Origin of the sequence: Aquitalea aquatilis (genome assembly GCF_005155025.1) — a bacterium.
Taxonomy (GTDB): Bacteria; Pseudomonadota; Gammaproteobacteria; order Burkholderiales; family Chromobacteriaceae; genus Aquitalea; species Aquitalea aquatilis.
In genome coordinates this window covers 3,800,067-3,825,586 of the sequence record NZ_CP039731.1, presented here as the reverse complement: position 1 = coordinate 3,825,586, position 25,520 = coordinate 3,800,067, and the positions used below count along the sequence as shown (strand labels likewise).

At 49.6% G+C, this 25,520-nt stretch carries 15 protein-coding genes and 1 pseudogene; 6 read left to right on the top strand and 10 right to left on the bottom strand.

All coding sequences use genetic code 11. The features are described 5' to 3' along the window. Positions 1-258 precede the first annotated feature (258 nt). Positions 259-5,289 carry a DEAD/DEAH box helicase family protein gene (locus FAZ30_RS17780; RefSeq protein WP_205676616.1) on the top strand — a complete coding sequence of 1,677 codons (5,031 nt, stop codon included), beginning with the start codon at positions 259-261 and terminating at the stop codon, positions 5,287-5,289. Between the two features lie 464 nt (positions 5,290-5,753). Here FAZ30_RS17780 and FAZ30_RS17775 read toward each other — a convergent pair whose 3' ends face one another. Further along, positions 5,754-6,638 carry a GTPase family protein gene (locus FAZ30_RS17775; protein WP_168190877.1) on the bottom strand — a complete coding sequence of 295 codons (885 nt, stop codon included), beginning with the start codon at positions 6,636-6,638 and terminating at the stop codon, positions 5,754-5,756. Between the two features lie 83 nt (positions 6,639-6,721). Further along, a complete protein-coding gene (locus FAZ30_RS17770) occupies positions 6,722-7,375 on the bottom strand; it encodes a hypothetical protein (protein ID WP_137009957.1) in 654 nt (217 codons plus the stop codon). 131 nt (positions 7,376-7,506) lie between these two features. Here FAZ30_RS17770 and FAZ30_RS17765 point away from each other — a divergent pair, with 131 nt between their 5' ends. Further along, entirely contained in the window at positions 7,507-7,857 is a 351-nt protein-coding gene (locus FAZ30_RS17765) for a helix-turn-helix domain-containing protein (protein ID WP_137009956.1), read from the top strand. Here the strand turns inward: FAZ30_RS17765 and FAZ30_RS17760 are convergent. The 8 genes and pseudogenes from FAZ30_RS17760 to FAZ30_RS17725 all read right to left on the bottom strand — a co-directional run bounded on the left by FAZ30_RS17760 (position 7,844) and on the right by FAZ30_RS17725 (position 16,382). After that, on the bottom strand, positions 7,844-8,740 hold the full coding sequence (locus FAZ30_RS17760) for a recombination directionality factor (RefSeq protein WP_137009955.1): 897 nt from the start codon (positions 8,738-8,740) through the stop codon (positions 7,844-7,846). The two genes, FAZ30_RS17765 and FAZ30_RS17760, sit on opposite strands and share 14 nt — an antisense overlap. Next, positions 8,737-9,720 carry a YqaJ viral recombinase family nuclease gene (locus FAZ30_RS17755; protein WP_137009954.1) on the bottom strand — a complete coding sequence of 328 codons (984 nt, stop codon included), beginning with the start codon at positions 9,718-9,720 and terminating at the stop codon, positions 8,737-8,739. The genes FAZ30_RS17760 and FAZ30_RS17755 overlap by 4 nt, the downstream gene beginning before the upstream one ends. A 156-nt stretch (positions 9,721-9,876) precedes the next feature. Then, on the bottom strand, positions 9,877-10,338 hold the full coding sequence (locus FAZ30_RS17750) for a hypothetical protein (RefSeq protein ID WP_137009953.1): 462 nt from the start codon (positions 10,336-10,338) through the stop codon (positions 9,877-9,879). A gap of 4 nt (positions 10,339-10,342) precedes the next feature. Then, positions 10,343-11,299: a DUF932 domain-containing protein gene (locus FAZ30_RS17745; protein ID WP_137009952.1), complete on the bottom strand. Its 957-nt coding sequence runs from the start codon at positions 11,297-11,299 to the stop codon at positions 10,343-10,345. A gap of 193 nt (positions 11,300-11,492) precedes the next feature. Then, on the bottom strand, positions 11,493-13,109 hold the full coding sequence (locus tag FAZ30_RS17740) for a methyl-accepting chemotaxis protein (protein WP_137009951.1): 1,617 nt from the start codon (positions 13,107-13,109) through the stop codon (positions 11,493-11,495). A 70-nt stretch (positions 13,110-13,179) separates the two neighbouring features. Further along, positions 13,180-13,323: a hypothetical protein gene (locus FAZ30_RS20640; protein WP_205676615.1), complete on the bottom strand. Its 144-nt coding sequence runs from the start codon at positions 13,321-13,323 to the stop codon at positions 13,180-13,182. 546 nt (positions 13,324-13,869) lie between these two features. Next, the gene (locus FAZ30_RS17730) at positions 13,870-15,063 is read right to left on the bottom strand and encodes an EAL domain-containing response regulator (RefSeq protein ID WP_137009950.1); all 1,194 of its coding nucleotides are present in this window, start codon (positions 15,061-15,063) and stop codon (positions 13,870-13,872) included. Positions 15,064-15,291: 228 nt separating this feature from the next. Next, a pseudogene (locus FAZ30_RS17725) lies at positions 15,292-16,382 on the bottom strand (IS3 family transposase). A gap of 744 nt (positions 16,383-17,126) precedes the next feature. Between FAZ30_RS17725 and FAZ30_RS17720 the strand changes: the two are divergent. The 4 genes from FAZ30_RS17720 (at position 17,127) to FAZ30_RS17705 (ending at position 25,493) form a co-directional block, all read left to right on the top strand. Next, positions 17,127-19,331 carry a diguanylate cyclase domain-containing protein gene (locus tag FAZ30_RS17720; protein ID WP_168190876.1) on the top strand — a complete coding sequence of 735 codons (2,205 nt, stop codon included), beginning with the start codon at positions 17,127-17,129 and terminating at the stop codon, positions 19,329-19,331. Positions 19,332-19,430: 99 nt separating this feature from the next. After that, on the top strand, positions 19,431-21,356 hold the full coding sequence (locus tag FAZ30_RS17715) for a PAS domain S-box protein (protein ID WP_137009948.1): 1,926 nt from the start codon (positions 19,431-19,433) through the stop codon (positions 21,354-21,356). 92 nt (positions 21,357-21,448) lie between these two features. Next, a complete protein-coding gene (locus tag FAZ30_RS17710; RefSeq protein WP_137009947.1) occupies positions 21,449-21,742 on the top strand; it encodes a hypothetical protein in 294 nt (97 codons plus the stop codon). Positions 21,743-21,878: 136 nt separating this feature from the next. Continuing rightward, on the top strand, positions 21,879-25,493 hold the full coding sequence (locus FAZ30_RS17705; protein ID WP_137009946.1) for an EAL domain-containing protein: 3,615 nt from the start codon (positions 21,879-21,881) through the stop codon (positions 25,491-25,493). Positions 25,494-25,520 lie beyond the last annotated feature (27 nt).

Genomic DNA, 25,520 nt, shown 5'->3' with positions numbered 1-25,520 from the left:
AAGTCCCGTATGAACGATAGCTCACAAAGACGGCATCCAAAGAATTAGAAAATACCGTAACGCTCGCATCGAGCAAAAATAGCGCCAGCTTCGAAAGGGAGAAGCATGAGTGAGCATGAAAGGTCTCCGGCAGACAGTAGCTCGGGAACCAGCACGTTGGCCAGCGGGCCAGCGGGCACCCATTTTGAGGCTCAGGTCGGCGCTTCATATTTGCTAGCAATGCTTGCAGGGGCGCCCGCTAGAGGCCTTCCCGGCACCATGATTGACCGAGTCTCGCTACAGCAGGCCAATGCGGGGCACCCGCTTGACGACGTGGTCATCCACGCCCATGACAACTTGACCGGGAAGCCTGCAGTACTGGAGGTTCAAGTAAAGCGATCGATCACATTCTCTGCCGCTGATCCCGTCTTTCGTAAAGTCGTTAGCCAAATTGTCGAAGCGTCGAAACGGACTGACTTTCTGACTCAACGGTACGAGCTAGCGATTGCAACGACGAAGGGGTCGCGAAAGATCGACGGCGCATATCAGGATGTGCTCACGCTCGCGCGGCAGATTGGCGACGCGGCTACGTTCGCCGCCGAAATTGATCTGGCGGGCGTGGCAAACGACGACATGCGCGCCTTCGTCAAAACGTTCAGAAGCCACCTGCGAGACGAAGGCTTGCCAGACGACAAAGAAACCGTCTGGCTGTTGCTGCGCCGGCTGCAGATTCTGACATTCGACTTCACAGCCCCAGGCTCTGCATCGCACGACCTAGCGCTAGAGCGTGCCGTCCGTCTACTGCATACCGACGATGGATCGCGCGCTGGGGGCTTCTGGACTAGCCTCATTGAGCTAGCAATCGACGTTGCGAAAAGCGGCGGCGACAGAACCCACGAGACTGCGCTGCAATCTCTCGCGCAGTTGGGCTATCGATTCCGAGGCGAACTTCGGCACGCTACGACCCGAGCCGCGCTAGCCGAGTCATCCCGCTTGGCACTTGCTGACATTCGTAACCGCGTTGGTAACGTCGTACTTGCACGGCAGGGGCGCGTTTCCGCAACGCGAGAAGCGTTGGATCGTGGACGCTATGTGGAGATCCGTGGTGATGCAGGCGTCGGCAAGTCGGGCGTCCTTCGGCAGATGGCCGAGGCCATGCAAGCCGAAGGTCAAGTCATTGTTCTCAGTCCAGGGCGATGTGTTCCGCGAGGATGGGCCGCGTTGCGCGCGCAGCTCAGCTTCGACGGAACGCTTCACGAATTGCTCGTTGAACTGGCGAATGATGGTGGTGCCACGATTTTTGTCGACAACCTCGACTCTTTCAGCACAGAGGAGAGGCTCACGGTCGTCGACGTCGTCGGGGAGGCCTCTTTTGTTCCGGGAGTGGCCGTGGTCGCGACGGCTCGGTGCGAATTTGGGATTGATGAACCCAGCTGGCTACCAAGCGATGTACTGGCACGCCTTGGCCAAACCGACCCGATCACAATAGGTGAGCTAAGTAAGGAGGAGATTGAGCAGCTGAAGGTGACTGATCCTTCGCTCGCGCCCCTTCTAACGGACGGCCATCCCGCACGTCAGGTCGCCAGGAACCTGTTTCGTCTCGCACGGCTGGCGAGTCAGCCAGTATCTGATCCCGTGCCACGGACTGAAGTCGATATGGCCGAGCAGTGGTGGACCACTGCGGACGGTGCCCGCGACTCCGGGTGGCGTGATCGGGCTCGGCTGCTGCACTGCGCAGCAGTGCAGACCTTATCTGGCGCTGACTTCCTCGACGTTACTGGCCAAGCTACGGCACCGATCGATGCGCTGGTATCCAGCGGCACTCTGCGGGATTTGGGCATTGACCGGGTCGCATTTCGTCATGACGTACTGCGCGAGTGGGCGATTGCAAACGCCCTGCAAGCCAACCCCGAACTCGTCGATAGGCTGCAACTAGACCGACCAGCAACGGCAATGTTTGCACGTGGAGTTGAGTTGGCTGCACGCATGGCAATCGAGCGGACGACTGATGGCGTGAGGTGGCACGCACTCGTTGATCGGCTGAGCCAAGCGGGCGTTCATCGTTCTTGGCGCCGGGCTGCGTTGCTAGCCCTAGCTCGATCCGAAGCTGCGGAAGCACTTCTCCAACGCGCATCGCCCGAACTTCTCGCCAATGGCGCAGCACTTTTACGTGAGCTCATCCGAACGGTCATGGCCGTCGACGTGATTCCGGCCGCAAAGGTCTTTGCGACTGAGGGAGTCGCCCCCGCGCTCATACCCGCATCGATCAACATACCGCGTGGCCCGGCATGGAAGACGTTGATTTTCTGGCTCTTGGGAACCGGAGATAGCGTTCCTAATGAGGCCATTCCAGAGATCGTTCAGCTTTACGCGGCATTCTCGATTGGCACGCTTGGAACCACCGCTATCACGCCGTTTACGACACGACAGGTCTATCGTTGGCTGAGGTTGATGGAGCCAAGAGATGCAATGCCGACGCCGAGCGAAGGCCCTGTGTTTTGGGCACACCTGGATCGCGACGGGGTCCAGTCCCTTAAATTGGACCTTCGCAATTCGTTTATCATGTTTGCGCGGGCAACGCCGGAGTTGGCCGCAGAATATCTGACAGCAGTGGGAAAGAGCGAGCACAACGAAGATATTGTGCGCAGCATCCTGAAGATACGCGGTACGCTGGCGCAAGCAGCCCCGGTAGAGCTGGCTAACCTGACTGCACAGGCGCTGATCTCGAGTCCCCGGCAACGAGAGTCCCGTTTCGGCAGTGAGCACGAAGGGGCGTTTACCTATCTCGATCACGAGTTCCTTCCGGCATCGCCTGCACAAGGCCCATTCCTCGATTTGTTGACCCACTCGCCCAAGGACGGGTTGGCCTTGGTACATCACTTGATCGCACACGCAGTCGCACACGAAAGCCGAGGTGCTGACCCAGGGACGAATGGGTTCGACTTACCCTTGCCTGGAGGTGCGCGCACGTTTCCGTGGACGCAGACCTACTTCTGGTCACGCAACTGCAACTTCTACGCAGTCACATCCGCGCTGATGGCACTCGAAGCATGGGCGCACCGCCGCATCGAGGCAGGCGAAGGATTTGAAGCTGTCCTGACAGACGTGCTCGGACCGCAGGGCTCGTGCGCTGCGTACTTGCTGGTGGCAGTCGATCTCATCATCTCGCATTGGCCCAAATCGCTTGACGTGGCGGCGGCCTTTCTCGGCTGCCCAGAACTACTGTGCATCGATCACACGCGTCAGGTGCATGATCGCGTCGAAATGCCGGACTTCTTCGGGCTTGGCGACTTGCGTAGCGAACCGCGCGGCAGCGTGACCGCCGCTGACCTGAAGCGACGGCCATCCCGACAGGCATCGCTTGACGAACTTATTGGCTACTTCACGTTTCTGGCATCCCCGGATCAACTCGCGACACTGAGGACACTGCTGGCGACCGCGGCAGCACACCTAGGAGAACCTGCCGCGAGCGCGGATCTGGGCGACCCGGAATTCATGGTCCGGCACGCACTGAACCTCTCGGATGCCGCAAATTGGCAAGAGGTTGAAGTAACGCGCAAGGACGGATCTTCCGTGACTGTATGCAAGTATCTATCGCCAACGGAAGAGCAGACCCATCTTCAAGCTTTGCGAGACGCTGCGGCTGAGCGAGAGTCAGACTTCGCCATGCGGTCTGCGCTGACCCTTGCGGTCGACAATCCTGCCCGGTTGCTACCAGAAAGCCGGTCGGAAGCGGTGGCTTGGGCGCGGCGTTCTGCGACGGTTACGGCACATGTCGAATCCGACGACGACGGCGGAGTACGGCGCATGCAAGAGGAAGCTGTTGTGGCGGCCGCGATGATAGTCATGCGGGACGGTGATGACGTTTTGCGCGCTGAGTACGGAGAATGGGCGCGATCTCAACTGGACAAGACGCTTGCGACTTTCGACGACGATCCTGCACGTCAGATGCGAGGAGGCCTGCTCTTTAATCCGACCGCAATCGCCTATGCCGGGTTGATCCACGCTTTGCGGTATAGGTCAACGCAGGAAGACGTACGGTCGCTTCTTGAGGTAGCGGCGACAGGAAGCCACGCTGCCGCGCACGGCTTCGGGACGTCCGCCGCAGTCCTAGCGGACGTCGATAGTCGCCTACCGAGAGCTGTGCTTCGATGTGCATTCAGCGCGAGTGTCGTGGAAAACCGAGCTTGGGATGCGTCGGAGGAAGTGGACGACGCTCGCAAAGCGCGCAGTCATGAGCAGGCGCGGGCCGCCGTTGCCGCTGAGATGGCATGGCTTAGCGGCGAAGGCCCGGAGCCAACGTGGCCGACATTCCCAATAGAACAAGCTAGGTCGAGAAGGCGACTACGCTTGCCTGGAACCCCGGTTGCTACACCAGAGCCACCTGTAACGCCAGCGCCTTCGACAACAGTGCATGTAAATCATCAGGCTGCTGCTCTCTGGTTGCGCCAAGTACACGCTCTTTCCCTCGATGACACTCGCCCTTGGTTTAGCGAGATCGTGAAAGCCTACATGCCTTGGACGGTCCTCGCGAATGGAGCGTACTTAGACGATGGAGACGAAACGGGAAATCCGCCATCTGAGTGGAACGATACGTTCTTTGCGGCGGCTGCACGATGCGTTGTCGGTCTGACAACGCCTGAGGTCACTGAACTGATCGTGCAGCATATAGTTGCGCTTCCAGACCGGAATTTCTACAACGTACTCGTAGATTTCTTGCGCAGCATAGACTCAGTGTACTTCGAGGGCGACAACATTCCGACGCAGGTGGCCGTAGACATTCGGAGCGCGCTCGCCGACCACATGCTGACCACACGTGGATGGGGACACCTTAGCCGAAGCAGGGACTTGTCTATCGAAATGCACATAGCCCCGGCAGTCGCCGTTTTGTTCTTTAACAACCACATGTACGGGCAGGGATCGAAGTGCTACCTATTTGAGAAGGGCGTGGAGCGAGTCGGTCCGTTTCTCCCTGTTCTAGGCAAACTGGTCAGCAAAGGGCCGTCACCTTTCGTCGCCTTGGTACTGCTCAATCTGCTTGAGGTTGCTCCACGAGCTGAGCAACTGGATGTACTCGTTGAGGCCGGAAGGGCATGGATCGAGGCCTATCCTGATTTCCAAGAGCTATGGATCGGATACGGTGTGGGCCGCCGTTGGTGCTTATTACTGGAGGCCATCCGGGCACTTAGCCCGATCAGCTTCAGCAACATCGCGCCGCTGAGGCCTGCCATCGACACTCTCGTAGCGTCGTTAATTGCGCTTGGAGTGCCTGAGGCCACGTGGCTGGAGGAGGAGCTTGGTAAGCTTTAAACCACGAGTGGCCTCTCGTCGAGCTCATGATTACTTGCAAGTAATCATGAGCTCGACGATGTCTCTGCCATTGGGTGGTGGATTGTCACGCTAGGTTGCACCTGCAGCGAATACTGCGACGCCGACGTTGACTGCGTCAGATCGTTCCAGGGACGGCAACGGATAGCAATGTTGCCTCTAGGTCCTCGTGATCGAGCAACGACGACCGCTGCAAAGCTGACTCTCCCACATTTCGGTAAATGACTCATCAGGGTTGGGAGTTCGCGCTCCACATCGCAGTAAGCTGTCATTCGGTGCCGGTGTCAGAGGAATGTCCGGAATGTGTCCCTGAGCAGGCGCTCAGGGCAGATGCTGCGACAGACCGCTTTGGCCGAACTTCTGCCTGTTGTCTTCGTTTTAACCAAAAAAGAAGTACCGCACCAGTACAGCATAGCGGGCAAGGCCGAAGCCCTGCCCGCTATGCCCTACCAGTTGAACAGCCTGTCCAGCCAGCTTTCCACCTTGCTGGAGATCACTGACCAGCCTTCTCGCAGGATGGTGCTGGCAGTCTCTTTGATGGTTTCCCACAGCCCTTTGCTTGCCGTCTGGTACGCCTTCCCTGATACATACTCAGGTTTGGCCTCCCGGGCAATCGCCCACTTTTTTTGATTGGGCAGCAGGGTGACGATCTGCTCGACCAAGCTGGTCAGGCCATAGCCTTCTTCGGCGGAGGTGACGCAGATATGGTCGAGGGCAATGTCGAAGGTTTGTGAGAGCTGGATCTGTTTGCGGCTCAGGTTGTTCTGCTGGGTGCTACCTGGCAAATGCCGTTCATGGTCCCACTCGCTGGTAGGGGCCACTTTGTCGACCTGGCTGATCACAAACAGCACCGGGATGTCCCGATTTGCGAGGTAAGGTCGGATGATGTTGTTGAACACCTGTTGATCAATGGCCAGGGCCCGGTCATCGGCTTTGACTACCCACAGGATCAGATCCAGTTCCGGGAGTAGTCGCTGGTACAGCTCGGTGTATTCCTGATCCCGACCGATACTTTCCCCGACACCGGGGACATCGATCAAGGCAATCCCTTTCCCATTTTTATACGCCAGTGTGTATTCCTGTGGGTAACGGGTGCAGGCGGCAATGTCATCTACTTCGGCAATCTCCTGGCTGAACAGGGCATTGCACAGGCTGGACTTGCCGCCCCCGGTTTTACCCATGATGCCGACCACGGCCTGATAGTTGACCAGCTCTTCGATACGGGCCTGCAGCTCTTCACGTTGTGTCTGGGTAAAGGCTTGGCCATGTAGGTTAAGGGTATTGCTGAGGTAGGAGAGCATCTGCTCGCCATGAAATGTCGGTAAGAACATAAGAAGCTCCGTGCAGGAAACGACAACGCCCATCCCGTGGTGACGGTGATGGGCGCTGGCTGGTGTATGGGAGAGGGGGTGGCTTACTGGCGTGCCATCCAGCCGTTGTCGGTCTTGATCATGGCGTAGGTATCGTTGAAGGGGATATCGACGTCGCCAGCAAATTTTTCCAGTGGCTTTGGCACATCGACCATTCGGATAGTGGTGCTGGGATTCACCTTGGGGCAGGCAGCCATCATGTTCCGTTCAATCATGCTCATGGTGTCGTTCACAAAGCTGTTTAATTGCGGCCCCGAATTGGCCTCGGTGACCTTCGCTGACAGCTGGGAAAGATCAGGGTATTTGGCCAGCAGGTCGTTCTCTGTCGCCATCGACTCTGTTGCTTCTAGTGCGTGTAGGCGGTCGTAGTACTGGGTGCGTAGCTCTTTGAACAGCGAGTCCTTGGCTTGTAGCTCTGCCAGTGTTTTTGGGTAGGTGTCACGCATATAGCTGGCGATACTGTCTGGCGGGGTGAGCCGTACGGTGTACTTCACCTGGACCAGATAGCTGCCATCGTTTTGTGGGATGCCGTTGACCCGTTCGAAGTCTTTGACTTTCAGGTTGTCACAGCTGGCAAAAATCCCTTCTGCGACTTGTTGAGCCTCACTGGCAGAAGGCGCATCCGAGTTGCACCCGGTCAACATGGCACCTGCCAGCAGCAGGACGGGGAGGGCGATCAGTGTCTGTCTGGATTGCATGGTGTTTCCTTTCTTAAGCATTTCATCATCCTGTATTGTCTTATTTCAACTTAATGAGTTGATATTCGGTCTTTGAGGATGTTCATGTCAATGGGTTGATTTGCCACTATTCGCGTTGAATGGAGAATACGATGGCAAAAACGAAGGTGGACGCGCTGTCCCTGAGCATTGGTAAAGCGATTGCAGCACGACGGCAGGACGCTGGACTGACCCAGGAGCAGGTTGCAACACGACTGGATATTGGCAATGAAGCGGTATCCCGCATGGAGCGGGGACTGGTGATGCCGACGGTGGCCCGCCTGCTGGAACTGGCGAGCCTGTTTAACTGCGACGCCTCATCCTTGCTGGTGGAATCCAGCAACCGCCCAGCCGAGCAGGCACAGCACTTGGCGCAGATGCTGGCCCGCCTGGATAGTGCGGATCGAGAGATGGTGCTGGCGATGGTAGAACAGCTGACCAACCGGCTGGCTAAGCCGACCTGACGGCACCCAACTTGGAAGTGAGCCGGGTAGGGCGAGACACCGCTTTCTGCTTCTCCTCGGACTCAGTACTGCCTTCCACTACCGGATAAAACTCCTCCAGCAGTTGAGGTACTTCCTCCTCGGTATCTTCGAACTGACCGTTCTGCAGCAATAGCCGGGCGGCTTGCTCCAGTTCGGCGGTGTCGATGCCGGCTTCCAGTTGCTCGTCCGCTGCTTTACGTGCCGTACTGACGGCTTCGGCCAAGGTCTGGCCATCGCGTAGCGTCAGATCCACGTAGTACACCGGGGTACGGTGTGACTGGGTGGTGCTCTTGGCCCGTAGGCGCAGTAACAGCGGCAGATGCTTGGTGTTACCGCCACTGGCTGCTTCGTAATACTTCAAGCGTGCTGCCAGGGTCCGCACCGAGTTGTAACCGGTGGTGCGGAAGATGAAGCTACCCAGTTCATCCTGTTGCCCTTCCACCTGGACGTTGAGTCGACCATACAGCTTGCAGCCCAGCTCCTTGGCCAGCGGGCAACGGTCAGGTCCTAGGCAGCCAATCTCCTCCATACCCTGATTGGTTACCCGCCGTGCCGTTTCTCCGTTACCGACACACACTGGACGCCCATTATTCCGGTCGAAGGCACTGTATTCGGCACGCAGATTCAGCTCGCTATCGTTGAACAGCAGTTGAATGGGAATGGCGCGGATCTTGCCGTTCTGCGCCTGCTCAGAGAGAGCCTGGTGCAAGGGGTGTAGCAACCAGCCATCCCGACTCTGTACCTGGGTGGTGAGGCTAAAGCTGTCGTCTTTCTCCGGTAGCCAGCGTTCTTGCTTCTGCACCAGCTTGCCAATGCTGATACGCCCGATGACGGGTGGAGTAATGGCGAGGCCTTTAATCACGATGCTTTCCTTTCCGTTTGAATGACAAAGCGCCGGGAACCGGCAATGGACTTGCTGTACTGGGCGAGCAGGGTGGGGTGGTCTTGAGATAGGCGTTCAACGTCAGGGGCAACACGATCCTTGGAGCGCTTCCAGGTGATACGGCCAGACTGGAATACGGCGGCGGAAGCATGGCCCAACACGTTCTGGATCTGCTGCCGGATGGCTGCCTCCCGGGCCTCGGCATCCTCTTTACGTTGTCGCTCAGCCAACAAGGCAGAGAACAGCCGATTCCCTTCAATTGATTCCGACAGGTCGATGGTTTGGCCATCGTCACGCGGGAACAGCCAGGACAATGCTGACGCAGCATCATCCGAACCATCCGGTGCGGGTTGGGTGTCCAGTAACACGTGTTGCCAGAATCCAGTCTCCCGGGCGATCAAATCAGCGATCTTGTCTTCATCGCGCAGCACTCTATAGATACGGAAATCCTGACCGCCGATCAGCACCGCTACATCGGCCCAGTCATGGCCGGTGACCGCCAGCTGATGCAGCACTTGGCATTGATAGGTCACCGGGATGCCTTCCTCCCACTGCGGGGCAGAGTGATAACTGGCTGTCTTGATCTCCAGAATGCCCCAGCCCTCATCAGGACAACGCACCTCCCGGTCCAGATTGGCCAGCATGAAACGGTGTTCAGGATGCTGCAGTACCGCATTCACCCGCCGTACTTTGCGCCCGGTACGCTCGGCGTACACCCGGGCCAGGATGGGTTCCAGAATCGTGCCCCAGATGACAGGCTCTTTCTCTGAGAGATCTTCCGGCTCCTTACGACCGGTCTTCTCCAGCCACAAGGACAGCGGGCACTTGTACGGCGACAGCCCAATGGCCGGGGCAGCATCGGAAGAACCAATGCCCAACTGGCGAATGCGCAGCCATTCATCACGAGACAACTTCAGGGTAGAGGCCAGACGAATGGCCTGTGCGTAGCGTTCAGCCATGGCAAAACACTCCTTATAAAGGCATAAAGCCCGGCAGCAAGGCTGACCGGGCGATAGGTTTGATAGGGGTAAACGGAAACGAAAGAAGCAACAGCAGAGAGCAGGACTACAGAACCAACAAGACAGAATCAGACCAACATCAGACCAACCACAGATTTACGATGGCACAACCGGCACGATCACCGGCAGCTCCGGAGAGAGCGTCAGCAGGATTTGCCGGATGGCAGGCCACTGCTGTGGCTGACCACGCAGCATGAACTCCCCGGCCAAGCGCACCAGGCAGGCTTTGACCCAGTCGAGGGAAGGAGGCAGACCATCATGCAGCATGATCCATTCGGCCATAGCACTGCCCAGGGCTTCAGTCACTTCGTAATGCCACACCCCTGGCGCACCCTGATCCAGCTGGTCGTACAAGGTATCCGCGAGGGCTGCCACCATCGGTGCGTACTGCACCAGTTCGGCATGCAGCTCCAGACAGCCAGCACCCCAGATCACCAGCAGACTGCGCTCGGCATCGGGCCCGTCGTATGCCACACCCAGACTGTTCCAGGTACAGAAGTCCCGCATCCCTGCCGTCAGACAGGCTGCCGTCAACGCAATAGATTGCACGGAGGCCATGGCATTACTCCACCAAGGCCAGTGCATGTTCTAACGCCTTGCCCTTCAACTGGGCACCTTGACCGAACCAGGCCGAATCCAGACGGTAGTCCTGGCTACGGGCACGACGGCGATGATCAACATACTCAGTCATGGCATTCACCAGGCCCCAGGCGGTCCCCTTGGTGCCGGCCAACAGTGAACCCATGCCACCACCGCTATACAGTGCCGACACCTGCTGTAGAGCCTTCGACGTCACTGCATCTTCAGTCCCTTCTACCAATGGCTCATCTAGTACTTCACGGAAGAACTGGCAGGCTTCCTCCGATGACACCGTACGCTGCGACAGCTGCTTGATGTTCCCAATGAAACGGTCCCAGGCAGATAACCCCAGACCCAGGGCTTCTTTCACTGACTGCGGATCGAACACCGTGGAGTGGGGCACCTTCACCGCACCGGTTCTATCCTTTACCGCCATCTGCAGGGTGTTGTTACACACCACCCGTACCGAGGTGAACTGGGCCGTGGTACATAAGGTGCCGTCACAACTGGTGGCCAGCAGCAGATAGGCCTTCACCCGATCACCACCCTTGAGCAGGGCTTCCTGCCCGGTCTTGGCCAGCGCCCACAGTTTGCGACCACCCTTCAACACCCCAGCGGTTTCCAGCTCAAAGCCACCAGCACTGACCAGGTCGCGATAGAACTCCAGCACTTCTGATGGCTGCACTACCTTGTAACGCGGTGACACTACCGACAGTGGAGCCAGAGAGTCCGAGCGATACAGCACCTTGGAATCGGCAAACGGACGGATGTGCATACCGTCGTTAGCCACGTTGAACAAAACATCACTCTGCTCAATACGCCAGTCCATACCGGATTCGGTTAGCCACACTTCCAGCGGCTGTTGTGGAGACAAAGGATTGCCCAGACCATGCCAGGGCGTGGCTCCGACAAAGGCCATGGATTCGATGAGATGGGACATGAGATCACTCCAATGAAAATGGCCCCCGTCAAGACGGAGGCCAGGGCATAAAAGACACCCGAAGTGGGTGTCGCTGTGCGGGTTCAAGGAGGTGATATAGGTCTGAAAATATTTAAAATAATGGATTGTATCGGCGATGTCCTTATGAAATTGACTAAAACATTCTTTATTAAATTAGTGAGTGAAATTAGTTCTATAGTTGATACTTGCGAACGGCTTCTGTCATTGATATAACGGCTAGGTCAAGTTTATTTGCTGTAGACTCCGTTTTCCTTGCTGCATCACTTGATTTTTCTGCCATCTGAGCTATTTGTTCAACCTGAACAGCAATGGAAGTACTAGCAGTAGCCTGTTCACGAATTGCATCCGTAATTTCTGATACCATTTCTTTCGCATCAGATGATGCGCTATCAATTTGTTCAATCGATTGAAGGGCATTATCTGCTCCTTTAACACCAGCCTCTACAAGATTTTGAGTCTTTGCCATAGCCTCTACACTTTGTCGAGATGCAGTGGTGATACTTTTTATGATATTATTAATCTCACTAGTAAGGCTTGTCGTGCGTTCAGCTAGTTTGCGTACCTCATCGGCAACAACAGCAAAGCCACGACCTTGTTCACCCGCACGAGCTGCTTCAATCGCCGCATTCAAAGCAAGCAGATTAGTCTGTTCTGCAATATCCTTAATACTATCTACTGCGGATGCGACCCTGCTATTTTCATGTTCTAGCGCTTTGATACTGTTGGTTGTATTGCTTACGGTGGCATGAATTGAGCGAATGTCTTGAACGGTTTTCCCTATTACAGCTTGACCTATCTCTGCTAATTTATTCGCTTCATTTGTTTTTTCACTAGTTTTATTCGCACGCGTGCCTACGTGATTGATACTGACAGTAAGCTCTTCCATTGTGGTGGCTATACTCGCAGATGCTTCATTTTGGTTGCTAGCTGCTTGCGAAACATTAATCGCCGTTTTGGCAAGATCGCTTGAGTAAGAGCTGACTTTTTTGCAGGTTTCTGAAATATGCCGTAGGCTACTATTAATTTCAGAAATTAATTTATTGAAAGCAATGGCGGTTTTTCCAACTTCATCTTGTCTGTAAATAATTGTAACTTTTTTGGTGAAATCAAGATTTTCTTGAATTTCAGTCATCGTGATTTTTAATTCATTTAATGGTTTGATAATGGAGCTAAAAGTTCGTAATCCGCTGAGTATTAATACTATCGCAGATAGTATCGATACTAATATTGATATATTTTTTGCTATTAAGGCTTGTTGGTTGGCTTGCGTTGCTTCACTTTCGACATATTTTTTATTGTAATTAATATGCTTTTCAATTGCTAGAAATAGCTCTTTCGCTGCTGGGACAATTTGCTCCTTTCGAATCTTTATTGCTAAATTGAGGTCTCCCTTTTCAACTGCGATCATGGCTGGTGTTATTTTTTTGTAATATGTTTCTAGTTTTTCCTTATTTTCGTTAAAGTCTATGCGATCTTCCTCGTTCTTAATCATTCTTTCATAGTCGGTCAGGAATGATTTTGCAATAGTGTATGATTTACTCATTGAGACTTTGCTTTCCGCTCTTTCATCTGATGTGGTAGAAAGCAGGTACTGCATTGTATCTACTCTGAGTTGCCCTGTCGCTTGGCTCAACTTATTAAGTGTGATAAGATTTGGATAGTCAACGGTTGAAAATTTTCTAGCGGTATCTGCCAATTTTTTTTGAGTGTAGACGCTAAAAGAAGTTATGCCAATGATGGCGATAATCGCTAATGTAATCTGAATTATTATTCTTCGTGCTACGGTCATTCTACATCTCCTTGTGTAAATATTTTCGAGTAAAATTGTTCATGAATTTTTATTTTTAAAATAAGTTTTATTAAAGTCCCAGTCCCAGTCCCAGTCCCAGTCCCAGTCCCAGTCCCAGTCCCAGTCCCAGTCCCAGTCCCAGTCCCAGTCCCAGTCCCAGTCCCAGTCCCAGTCCCAGTCCCAGTCCCAGTCCCAGTCCCAGTCCCAGTCCCATTTGCGTAGCTAGTAAGCTGTTTAAATACTCAGGATTAGATTTTCGCTATAGTTAATGCAAATGGGAAATATCCTAATTAAGTCGTTTTAATAAATATAATTATTTTTACTGGTGCGGTTTTGTTGAGATTTGTGATTTATTTAACGAGTAAGATTGACATTAAGTTCAGAGCCCATTTTTTTAAGATAAGTCTTCGTCGACATGTTGAGCACGCAATTCTAGTCGTGCGTAGTTGTTGTAACTTTTGAATTAAACTGAATTGTCTCTTTATTCAGTGCGTCCATCTCTCTGCGCAGGTCACGTAAGATGAATTGTAATTCTAGTAACTGTGTTAAGCATTCTGGTTTGTCTGAATTTAGCACAACTAAGTTATCAAGTATTTTTGTTGCTTCCGTGTAATTGTTATGCTTGTTGTCAATTTTCATATTTTTACTTTCGAGGAATTTTTTGAATACTGCTAAATTGGTATGCGTGTTTTCAGCGAGAGCAATGGTTTTGTTGATTGATTTTTTATGGCTTATTTATTAGTGAATGTGATTTTCTCAGTTATGAATTTAATTTATCTTTTATTGTAATATTTTCAGTTATCATTTCGGAATGAATGGGTTTGCAGAGAAAATAGCCTTGAAGATTAATGTCATTGTAGTTGTTGCAAATAAATTTTAGATCTTCTGCATTGTCAATTCCTTCTGCAACCATTTTTATTCCGAGATCGGCTGCTATGTTTTTCATGCCAGATGTAATATGTTGGCTTCTCTTGTTTTTGTGTATATTTTTGATGATGCTTCTGTCAATTTTTAGTTCTGATATTGGTAGATTTTTTATATGCTCTAGATTGGTGTGCCCTGTTCCAAAGTCATCAAGTGATATTTCGAAGCCTTTCATTCGTAATCTCAATAAGGTAGCCAGTGAGTGACCTGAGTTGGAAAAGGCCATCGTTTCTGTTATTTCTAGAACTATTTGGTTATAATCAATTTTTCTCAAATTAACTTGATATATTAACCATTCAATAAATTCATCATCTACTAATAATTTTCTTGAAAGATTTATCGATATTTTCATTTTTGATAGTTTCTCATTTCGTAAAAGCATGTCTAGACTCGTTTGTACGATTTTATGTGTTAGTAAAGTTATTAATCCTTCATATTCTAGTGTTGTAATAAACTGGTTTGGGGTGACAAGCCCTGCTGAAGGGTGATTCCAGCGTGCAAGTGCTTCAAGTTGCTGGATTGCACCACTAATACTGTTGTATATTGGTTGATAGTGAGCTGTAAATTGGTTTTTTGCTAATCCGGAAACAATATCAATTAGAGGGAAGTTATGTTCTGAGTTTGGTGTGATTTGGAATGTGTCAAGTAATGATTTTATTGTGTGGTGTAACTCATTTTTATTTATTGGTTTCTCAAGTATAGCTACTTTATGAAATCCTAATTCCTGTGCGGCATACGAGCTTGATAAAAGAAGATCTGAGTATTTTTCGCTAATTATGATAATCGCAGGAATTTGGGGTCTTCTCGCAAATTTCTCAATTAACTGAATTCCATCCATTTTTGGTAAATTCAGATCCACAATTATCAAATCAAGAGTTTCTTTTTGATTGCTAATGCACCATCCTTGATATCCATCCGCAGCATCTAGAACTAAAATATTACCATACTGCTCACAATATGATTTTAAAAGCATTCTCTGACTTTTGCTGTCCTCAATTATAAGTATTTGCTTTCTAATTTTTTGGTTCATTAACTTTCCATGAGATTAGGATGGTTTTTACACTCTACACCTTAATAGTCATCTATTGGAGCTATCAAGCAATCGATTGTTTGAAATTAATACTTGATTTTGATTAGTACAGAAATAATAAAAATTAAAACTAATTTTTCATGAGTTGAGGTTGTAATATTCTTGAAAAATTAATATTTTTAGCACAAAATTATTTATAAGCAAATGATTTAATTTGTTTGATTTTTTTTAAATTGAATTGACGATTGATTTATGGCCACCTCGACGTGCCGGCGTCAAACCACCCAGTGCTTTCTTGGGTCTTTCGTTGTTGTACTCCTTCCGCCAGGCTTCGATGACAACCTGGGCATGGCGCAGGCTGGTGAAGCAGTGCTCGTTCAGGCACTCGTCCCGGAAACGCCCGTTAAAGGATTCGATGTAAGCGTTCTGATTGGGCTTGCCCGGTTCGATGAGAAAGAGCTGAACCCCACGAGCGTGGGCCCAGCTCAACATCGCACGGCTGCAGAATTCCTTGCCATTATCGGTCCTGATGGCTTTGGGCAAGCCACGTGTCTTCGCCAGCTGATCGAGGACGCGGGTCAGATGCAGGCCTCTCATCGCACGTTCCGGAACAATGGCGACTGCCTCATGCGTGGCATCATCGACCACCGTCAGATTCTTGATGGCACGCCCCTCAGCCGTCCGGTCGAACACAAAGTCCATCGACCAGACCTGATTGGCAGCCAAAGGGCGAGCCAGTGGGTGACGGTCGGCCACGGGAATTTTCTTGCGCTTGCGCCGGCGAATTTGTAGACCTGCCTCAGCATAAAGCCGGTCCACCCGCTTGTGATTGACCACCATGCCGCTTTGCCGCAGCTATCAAATAGATCATGCCAGCACCGTAGCGACGGTGCCGTTGGGCGAGCGCGATGATCTGCGCTTTCAAGGCGACATGACGGTCGTTGGCGGGCTGGTAGCGGAATGAACTGGGGCTCATGCCGGCCAGACGCAGCAATCGACGCTCACTGAGTCCTTTGCCCACAATATGGCGCACCAACTCCCGCCGTGACGGTGCGCTTACCACTTTTTTCGCAGGGCCTCTTTGGCAATCTCGTTCTCGAGCATGGTCTCGGCCAGGAGTTTTTTCAGGCGCGCATTTTCGGTTTCCAGCTCTTTGAGGCGCTTGGCCTCGGAGACTTCATGCCGCCGAATTTGTTGCGCCAGAGGTAATAGCTGGCTTCTGAGAAGGCGTATTTGCGGCACAACTGTGCAACGGGCATGCCGGCTTCTGCTTCGCGCAGGAAGCCGATGATCTGTTCTTCGGTGAATCGTTTCTTCATGTCCAATCTCCGTGTGGGGTTGATTGGACTCTAAAGTCACGTGCTGCTCAATACCGGGGGGACGTCGGCGTGTTCAAGGGGGTGAGGTCTGAAAAAATCTAGAAAACCAATGTGGGTTGAGCATGGCTCCACTATATCCTGCACGATATAGATCAGTACGATCCTTGTTTGCCCACAGTCATGCGCAAAATCTACATGTCATGACGTGAGGTGGTGGCAACGTGCTGCAGCATGGCAGTGTGTACATGATGAATTCCATGTTTAGGGAAGGGCATTGACAGCTAGCCCAGAATTGTCGGTAACTGGTATGGGGATGAGCGGCTGGAGTGAGAATTGTTCTCACTAAAATGGATGGAGTAACCGAAATACCTCGCCATGAAACAATCTGCGTTGCGACAGCGTACGGTGAAGAAAGGAATCTAGGTTCCAGGGAACTTGGCACTGATACGCCAACTTGCAGTGAGAATCACGGAGAACTACGCTGTAAGTGTAAGTACGTATTTTGCGTCCGGCAGTTTATTTGAATTATAGATTGATGGTAATCATTTTTTCTTGCGGCGTTTGATAAAATTAACCGACGGGGTGCGTTAGTTTTTCACATGCGAATTGCGCCAGAGTAAAGTGATTGGCAGTTATTAAATAACAATTAAATTAAAATATATGCGATATATCATAAGCATGTCCGGGCAGTCAAAGAAAGAGTGGTATTTCTTTCTGTTCTGTTTCATTCTTGTTTTGACTGTAATGTTTTTTGCTGAATATCGGGAGTGTAAAAATAGCAAATTGCGCCAGGCGGAAAAACTATCCAGCCAAGTAAAAGTTGTCCAAGCATTGATTGCACATCAATTTGATGCGGTCGATGATACATTAAATCACATTACGCATAATCTATCTAGTTGGCAATGGACGCGTGGGCGTTCGAATACAGCAGATCAGCAATTGCTTACTTTGGTTGATGCAATTCCTAGTATCCGATGGCTAGCTGTGTTGGATGCAGACGGGATTGTGACTTCGTCCAGTAAAGCAGATTCTATTGGGCGTGACTTTAGAAGTAGAGCCTACTTTACTGCTCCAAAAAGTAACCCGGACCCTAAGAAATTATACATCAGTCCGCCATTTAAAACTGTAGGAGGGAATTGGACTATTAATTTATCCAGAGTGATTCTTGATTCGGATAAAAAATTTGTTGGTGTGGTAACGGCTTCTTTGGATGCGGCTGAGTTAAGAATTATCCTCAGTGCGGTCCGCTACTCATCCGGAATGTGGGTTGCACTCGCACATGAAGATGGCACGCTTTTTATGTTTGAACCAGATCGCCCGAGTCTGATTGGACTTTATTTAGGTGGGAAAGATACTTTTTTCTCAAAATATCCAACAGTTTCGAATGAGATCAGTGTTAATACGGATGTGTTTAATCCGATTGGTGAGCATCGGATGCTGGCGACGGCAAATATCAGGTCAACAGTCACGGCAACAAATGCAGTATTGAGAGTTGCAGTTGCCAGTGATATTGATGCAGTTTTGAATGAAATAAAAAAGAAAGCATTAATTAGAATATCTATATTTACTCTGTTGGCGGCAATGTGTGGATGTGGACTTTTGGTACTGCAACGTAGACGAAATGCAGTACAGATGGTAATTGATCAGGCTGATGATGAATTGCGTGCTGCACGAGCACAGTTGGAGGATTTTTTTACCTTAATTCCAGATTTACTTTGTATTACCAATTTGAGCGGGGTATTTTTAAAGGTCAATGCATCATGGGGGAATGTACTTGGCTATGCTGCAGCCAAAATGGAGGGGACTGATATCCTGCATTTTGTGCATCCAGATGACCAGGGTTCGATGCGAGCAATGTTGTCCGATCTGGCAAAGGAAAAGGCTGTTTCACATTTTGTGAGTAGATGCCGCCACCAGAATGGAGGATATCGTTTCATTGAGTGGCATGCTGTGGTGCAGCACGAACTCATCTATGGTACTGCTAGTGATGTGACTGATCGCATCGAAAATGAACAGCAAATGCAGTTTCTTGCTTATCACGACCAGCTGACAGGGCTGCCAAATCGTTCATTATTTTTTGATCGATTTTCACAAGTGATCTCCCATGCCACCAGGCATGGCGAACAATTTGGTCTTCTTTTTATTGATCTGGATGGTTTTAAGTTGGTCAATGATCGATTTGGCCATGATGCTGGTGATACGGTATTGAAGGTCGTCGCACAGCGACTGCGCTCAGGCATCCGCGCAGAAGATACCGTTGCCAGAGCCGGGGGAGATGAGTTCTGGGTTCTACTGGTAAATGTTGCGGAGCGAAGTGATTGTGGGTCGATCAGTGAAAAAATAATTGACCAAATTTCACGGGAAATATCATTGGATGAGCAGCAGAAGTGTTATGTCGGCGCGAGTATCGGAATTAGCATATTTCCTGAGCATGGGAGTGATGTTGAGTCACTTTTAATGGCTGCGGACACGGCAATGTACTCCAGCAAAATGAATGGAAAAAATCGCTTCACATATTTTGATGAAGATTTAGAAGGAAGAAAATCATCATTGAGCGAAATGCTGATTGAGGATGCGCCGGCAACAGGCTTTGATACCATCGACAGGCAGCATGAACACCTTGTTGAGCTGGTGAACTTGTTGGCTCAGAAGATCAGTCATGATATTCATGGTGATGAACTGAGTCGTTTATTTGAAGAGGTAATAGAATTTACTGCATTTCATTTTCAAACTGAAAATGATTTAATGGAGCGCTATGCGTATCCAGATCGTATTGCTCATGAAAAAGATCACTGCCAGTTGTTGATTAATATTCGAGATCTTGCAGATGAGCTGGACGAGGTTGATGCTGCTTCAGTAGTAAAAAATATTAAGGAATGGCTTGTGAGGCATATTGAGTTCAGAGATATTGCACTTGGAAAGTTTTTGGATAAAACGGTAGGAAAGTAAATTGATAAGCTGGTATGGGGTGTAATTTCTCGTACTTGTGGTTCCTTTCGTGGATGATTCCTGATCTGCATGTGAAGTTCACTTATTGAATGGACCAAAATGTACCAAGCACCTTTCCCTGTGTATGAGCAAGAGCGTTTACATGCACTACACCGTTTAGAGTTGTTGGATACGCCGTCAGAGCCAGTGTTCGATAGCATTGTACGCATTTTGTCAAAAACACTTGAAGTTCCCATTTGTTTATTCAGTCTGGTAGACAAGGATAGACAATGGTTTAAGTCTAGTATTGGACTGGATAGCAAAGAGACCTCTCGTGAGGTGGCGTTTTGCGCACACACTATATTAGATGATGTGCCATTAGTGATTCCTGATGCGAGGCAGGATGCACGTTTTAGTGATAATCCACTGGTGACTGGTTTCCCAGGTATTCGTTTCTATGCAGGAATGCCCATTACAACGAGTAGCGGATTGGCGATTGGCACTTTATGTGCGATTGATACCAAAGCTCGTGCTATTACCGCTGAGCAGCTGTCGATTTTGGAGGATCTGAGCACTCTGATTACGCGGGAGGTAAGATCACGTGAGGCTGCGGCAGTAACCAAGGTATACCGCCAAGTAGCGTTTGAAGGGCGGACGGGTAGTGATCATTTCAAAGAAATATTTGAGCGGGCAGGCGTTGGTATCGCATTGGTTACACCCGATGGTGAGTGGGTACGCGTCAATGATTCATTTTGCACCATCGTAGGTTATTCCCGTGAAGAATTGTCGGTGTTGACCTTTCAGAAAATGACGTACGCCGATGATCTGGAAAAGAATATTTACTATCTGAATCAATTGGCCAAGGGTGAGATTGAGTCATATCAATTTGAAAAACGCTACATCCATAAAGATGGTAATGCGGTATGGGTTACCTTGAACACTAGCGCTTTACGGGGTGCAAACGAACATCTAGAAGGATTTGTTAGCTTTGTCAGTGATATCAGTCAACGCAAAGAAGCTGAAGCAGCATTGGCACAGCTGAGGTTGACCCTGGAGAGCGATGTTGAAGAGCGTACGCATGAATTGCATCTTGCCAATGAAATGTTGTTTCGTAGCATGGTGGAGCAGTCTGATGCACAACGATCTCTGATAAAAAGGGAAGCTGAGCTCGCTGCGGTAATTGATAATGCCTACGATGCTTATATCAGTATCGATGATACGGGTGTCGTGATTTCATGGAACCACCAGGCAGAAGTACTATTTGGTTGGAGTGCAGATGAGGCTATCGGCCAGTTGATGCATGATTTAATTGTCCCTGAAAAGTCGAGGGAAGGGCACCAGCACGGCATCAAGCAGTACATGGTGTCTGGGCAGTCTAATGTGTTAAATAAAAGATTGGAATTTACTGCACAATGCCGCGATGGGGGATTTATTCCTGTTGAGGTACGTATCAAAGCACTGACCTCCGATGACCGCACAATATTTTGTGCTTTTTTGCACGATATCACGGCAAGGAAGGAAGCGGAAAAAGTACGTGAGGAAGAGGCTAGAAGAGATGCATTGACTGGACTGCCAAACCGGCGTGCTTTCTTTGAAGTGTTGCCTCAGGCGATGGCGCGTGCAGTACGCTGGGAAAAGGAATTGGCTCTGTTGTTTATTGATCTGGATGGCTTTAAAGGTATCAATGACCATTATGGGCATAAGGTTGGCGATGCTCTTCTATGTCAAGTCGCCAATAGATTGAGTGATAACATCAGAAAAACGGATAGCGCATTCAGACTGGCTGGTGATGAATTTGTGATTATCCTGGAAGGGCTGCACCATGGTGCTGGGAGTGCAGTCAAGGTTGGGGAGAAGATTGTTAAATACATTTCTCACCCTGTTGTGGTGGATGATGAAGTGAATGTGACGGTAAGTGCCAGTATTGGTTTTCAATTATATTCTGCTGCAAATAAGGAACTCACTGTAGAGCAGATGCTGAATGCAGCAGATCAGGCCATGTACAAAGCGAAAGGAGCCGGCAGGGGTAGAGTCGAAATGCTTTGATCTTACTCTGTGCGCATGAAAATTCATTTGTTGATCACAATTTTGTGGTCAGCATCACGATGCACTTCTCATGATAAGCGAGGGTTGATGTGATGTCACTAGATAAGAAAAATGAGAGTACGCAGGTGAATGAATTAACAGAGTCTCCTGTTGAGTTGGATGCCAATACATCTTCAACATTTGAGTTGGCTTTTCATCTTCTTAATGTTCAATGTGCCTTGTTGCGAGAGCGTATTGTTGATGAACGAATAAAGAAGAATCCAAATGAGGAGTATATCGGTCAGTTACGTCATGGCATGGAGGATGCCTGGAAAGAGCGGCAGTTGCTTGCGTTGGGAGACCGGTCGGTCATGCTGGAAATCATAGTGAAATACAGAAATAAATAATAAATAAATTGATTATTGGGTTGTAGTAAAAGCACCGTGTTAGTTTGAAGGGAAAAGTGTAACTCATTATGATCGGGCATAATGATGGCACATCATAGATGCAGATTAAAAATTACGATAACAAATAGGACATCTCATGATTCGGGTTGGGGTTCGATGGGTTCTGCTCGCAATTGTATTACCGGCACTGGCTGGTCTGATTGCCAGTGTAATATCACTTTATAGTGCCGAGCGAGAACAGTTCAATACGCAAGCCATGCAAGTGGCACATCTGCTATCTGATGAAGTGGATGCAGAAGTGTTGGGTGCGCAGCGCGCTTTGCTTGGCTTTGTCGCGACTAACCAAAATCTCATTGCAACCGATTGGCTATTGCTGCGCAAACGATCCCAGCAGTTCCTCGAGGCGACGGATTATGGTGACAGCATGGAGCTGTTTGACCGATCCGGTCAAGAGTTAATGAATACACGCATTACCCTAGGGGATCACTTGCCTAGGAGTAGCAACTTACCAACTATTGAGCGTGTTTTCAAAACAGGCCGTCCACAAATATCTGACCTTTTCTTGCGCGTGGGTTCGCATAACCCACGCCTGATTATCGTTGTCCCTATCATTGTCGATGGAAAAATTGCGTATTGCATGGGATTGTCTGTACGCGCAGAGCGTTTTTCCCGCTTTACACAGAGCCAATCCTTACCGTCAGGTTGGGTTGCTGCCATTTATGATCAGGTCGGACACTTTGTCGCCAGAACTGATGAGGCTGATAAGTATGTCGGAAAAATGGTTCCGCCTACATTGCAATATACACTGGGGCTTGCTACTGAAGGCTTGACTTCCACCAGTTATCAGGAAGGGCTGATTATTCTTGGCGCTTTTAAGCGCTCCACCCGCAGTGGATTATCTGTGGCGACAGGGGAGCCTTCGGTTATCTTCGTGATGAGCTTAGTGAAGAAACTCACACTGCCAATTTCGTTGGTGTTGGTAATTATTTTTCTGAGCATTATTCTAATTCAACGATTTAGTGGTCAAATAAAACGGTCGCTCAATGCCTTGTCAAATGCGGTCGACTCTACGATTGCGGGCAAAGACCATGACATGGTTCAGCTATTAGCACCTTCTGAATTCATGAAAGTTGCTGATCAATTAAATGCCATGCTGGTTATCAAAAAAGAAGCAGCGACAACGCTACATGAGGTGCAGCGACTTGCCGGGATCGGTCTCTGGGAATGGGACCTGGAAAAAGACATCCATATCTGGTCTGAAGAAGTGTATCGAATCTATGGTCGTGATATGAGCTTGCCCCCGGCGGCTTATCCTGCGGTTCTTTTTTATTATGCTGAGCGTAGCATGTCGCAGTTGCTCGTGGCGATTACACATTGCCTGGAGACAGGAAAAGAATTCATCCTGGATGTAGAGGTTATTCGAACGGATGGATCACATCGATGGGTGACGATGGCAGGGAATGCCCGCTGTGATGCAACTGGGCGGGTTGTCCGGTTGCAAGGGTTGATTCAGGATATCACGCAGCGGAAAGAGTCAGAGCAGGTCCTGGAACGTCTGAATCGATCATTGTTACTGGTTTGTGAGTGTAATGGTGTATTGGTGCATGCGAGTGTTGAGTCAGAGCTACTTTACGCAATCTGTGAGCTGATTGTCAGAGTGGGTAACTATGCAATGGCATGGGTAGGTACTGCTATTGATGATAATTTCCAGTTTATTCAGCCAATTGCTCAAGCTGGAGATACTGAAGACTATTTGACCGCCGTCCGTTTGAGTCAAGGAATGAAGTCCTATGGATCAGGGCCGGCAAGCAAAGCAATCTCTTCACAAGAAACTCAGGTGGTTCAGAATATTAAGGCAGACCCATCCGTATTTCCGTGGCGTGATATCGCTACTGATCATGGATATCAATCATGCATGGCTTTGCCACTTATTGCGAATGGTCAGACATTAGCTGTACTGGTTATCTATGCTACTGAAGTGAATGCTTTTTTGCCTGATGAAATTGATTTGCTTAAACAACTGGCCAATGATTTAGCATTTGGAATGTATGCATTACGTACTGAATTGGCTCGACAAAAGGCGGTAACGGAGCATCAGGCAAGTGAGCAGCGTTATCGCACTGTGCTGGATCATGCTGCAGATGCGGTGATGATCGCCGATGTTACTGGTAAATTGGTCTATGCCAATGTTCAGGCTGTTAACATGCTTGGTTATGATGCCGACCATTTGTTGGAGTTATGTGTTGCTAATGTTTCTGTTGACAATGGGGCGCGCTGGAGTTCGGTAACTCAAGCCCTGACACAGAAGGATTTTGTCAGAATTGAGACGGAAGTATTACGTAAAGATGGTACGACGGTGCCTGTCGATGTGAATGCAGTTCAGTTGCCTGATGGTTTTTATTACGGTGCCTTTCGCGATATTACTGAGCAGAAGAAAATTGAGGCTGAGCTCAGCCACTTGGCTACGCATGATAAGTTGACTGGACTGGCAAATCGTCAATTGTTGAATGACCGTATTGGTCAAGCAATTGCACATGCTCACCGTACCGGATCATTGGCCGCCACCTTGTTACTGGATTTGGATCGTTTTAAAACGATTAATGATGGACTGACGCACGAAACCGGAGATTCCCTACTTCGGGAGATTGCTATTATCTTGAGTGCGCTGGTCAGAGAGGGGGATACTGTTGCTCGTCTCGGTGGGGACGAGTTTATGGTGATCTTGTTGGATCTTAACTCGCGCGATGATGTTGCCAGACTGGCTGATAAGCTACTTACGGCGATCAGACAACCCATGAAGATCATGGGTTATAACATGGTGGTCACGGGGAGTTTGGGAATTGCACTATATCCCGAAGATGGGGAAACGGCACGTGAGCTCATTAAAAATGCGGATGTAGCAATGTACCGTGCGAAGGAGTTGGGTGGCAATTGTTTTCAGTATTATGCGCCGCACATGAATACGCGAATGTTGGAGTGCCTTGAATTGGAGGCTGAACTACATCAGGCAATTGAACGTAAGGAATTTGAACTCTTTTACCAGCCTCAACTTGATATTCCTACTAGACAAATTATCGGAGCTGAAGCACTGATTCGTTGGCGTCATCCTATCCGTGGAATGGTGCCTCCAGGGGCATTTATTCCCTTAGTTGAGGAGGCCGGGCTGATTATTCCTATTGGTGACTGGGTGTTTGAGTCGGCATGTATGCAGCTAAAGAAATGGGCTGAAATGGGACGGTCAGATTTAGTACTATCTGTTAACTTATCTGTCCGCCAGCTACAACAGGAAGGGTTGGCAGAGCGGCTTGAGCAGTTGATTAGAATCTATAATGTTAATCCAAATTTGTTAAATCTTGAAGTGACAGAAAGTGCGCTGATGATCAGCCCGGAGTGCGCTACTTCAATATTGATCGCACTCAAGAAACTTGGTGTTAAGCTCTCTCTCGACGATTTTGGTACAGGCTATTCAAGTCTGAATTATTTGAAGCGTTTTCCGATTGATACCTTGAAAATAGATCAGTCATTTGTGCGTGGTATCTCCGCAGATCATGACGATGAAACAATAGTACGTTCCGTTATCAATCTTGGTCATGACCTGGGAATGAGTGTGCTCGCCGAAGGGGTAGAAACAGTTCTCCAATTAGAATTTTTGTCGCATTTAAATTGTAATGAAATGCAGGGCTATCTATTTAGTCCACCTGTTCCTATTGATAAATTTAACGAAATTTTGCTCAACTCTCCAACAGTGTAATTTATCTGGTGGCATTGAATTTTATAT

Coding starts and splice junctions, on each gene's coding strand:
- FAZ30_RS17780 (WP_205676616.1), top strand. CDS start 259: ATGATTGACCGAGTCTCGCTACAGCAGGCCAATGCGGGGCACCCGCTT.
- FAZ30_RS17775 (WP_168190877.1), bottom strand. CDS start 6,638: ATGTTCTTACCGACATTTCATGGCGAGCAGATGCTCTCCTACCTCAGC.
- FAZ30_RS17770 (WP_137009957.1), bottom strand. CDS start 7,375: ATGCAATCCAGACAGACACTGATCGCCCTCCCCGTCCTGCTGCTGGCA.
- FAZ30_RS17765 (WP_137009956.1), top strand. CDS start 7,507: ATGGCAAAAACGAAGGTGGACGCGCTGTCCCTGAGCATTGGTAAAGCG.
- FAZ30_RS17755 (WP_137009954.1), bottom strand. CDS start 9,720: ATGGCTGAACGCTACGCACAGGCCATTCGTCTGGCCTCTACCCTGAAG.
- FAZ30_RS17750 (WP_137009953.1), bottom strand. CDS start 10,338: ATGGCCTCCGTGCAATCTATTGCGTTGACGGCAGCCTGTCTGACGGCA.
- FAZ30_RS17745 (WP_137009952.1), bottom strand. CDS start 11,299: ATGTCCCATCTCATCGAATCCATGGCCTTTGTCGGAGCCACGCCCTGG.
- FAZ30_RS17740 (WP_137009951.1), bottom strand. CDS start 13,109: ATGACCGTAGCACGAAGAATAATAATTCAGATTACATTAGCGATTATC.
- FAZ30_RS20640 (WP_205676615.1), bottom strand. CDS start 13,323: ATGGGACTGGGACTGGGACTGGGACTGGGACTGGGACTGGGACTGGGA.
- FAZ30_RS17730 (WP_137009950.1), bottom strand. CDS start 15,063: ATGAACCAAAAAATTAGAAAGCAAATACTTATAATTGAGGACAGCAAA.
- FAZ30_RS17720 (WP_168190876.1), top strand. CDS start 17,127: ATGTTTTTTGCTGAATATCGGGAGTGTAAAAATAGCAAATTGCGCCAG.
- FAZ30_RS17715 (WP_137009948.1), top strand. CDS start 19,431: ATGTACCAAGCACCTTTCCCTGTGTATGAGCAAGAGCGTTTACATGCA.
- FAZ30_RS17710 (WP_137009947.1), top strand. CDS start 21,449: ATGTCACTAGATAAGAAAAATGAGAGTACGCAGGTGAATGAATTAACA.
- FAZ30_RS17705 (WP_137009946.1), top strand. CDS start 21,879: ATGATTCGGGTTGGGGTTCGATGGGTTCTGCTCGCAATTGTATTACCG.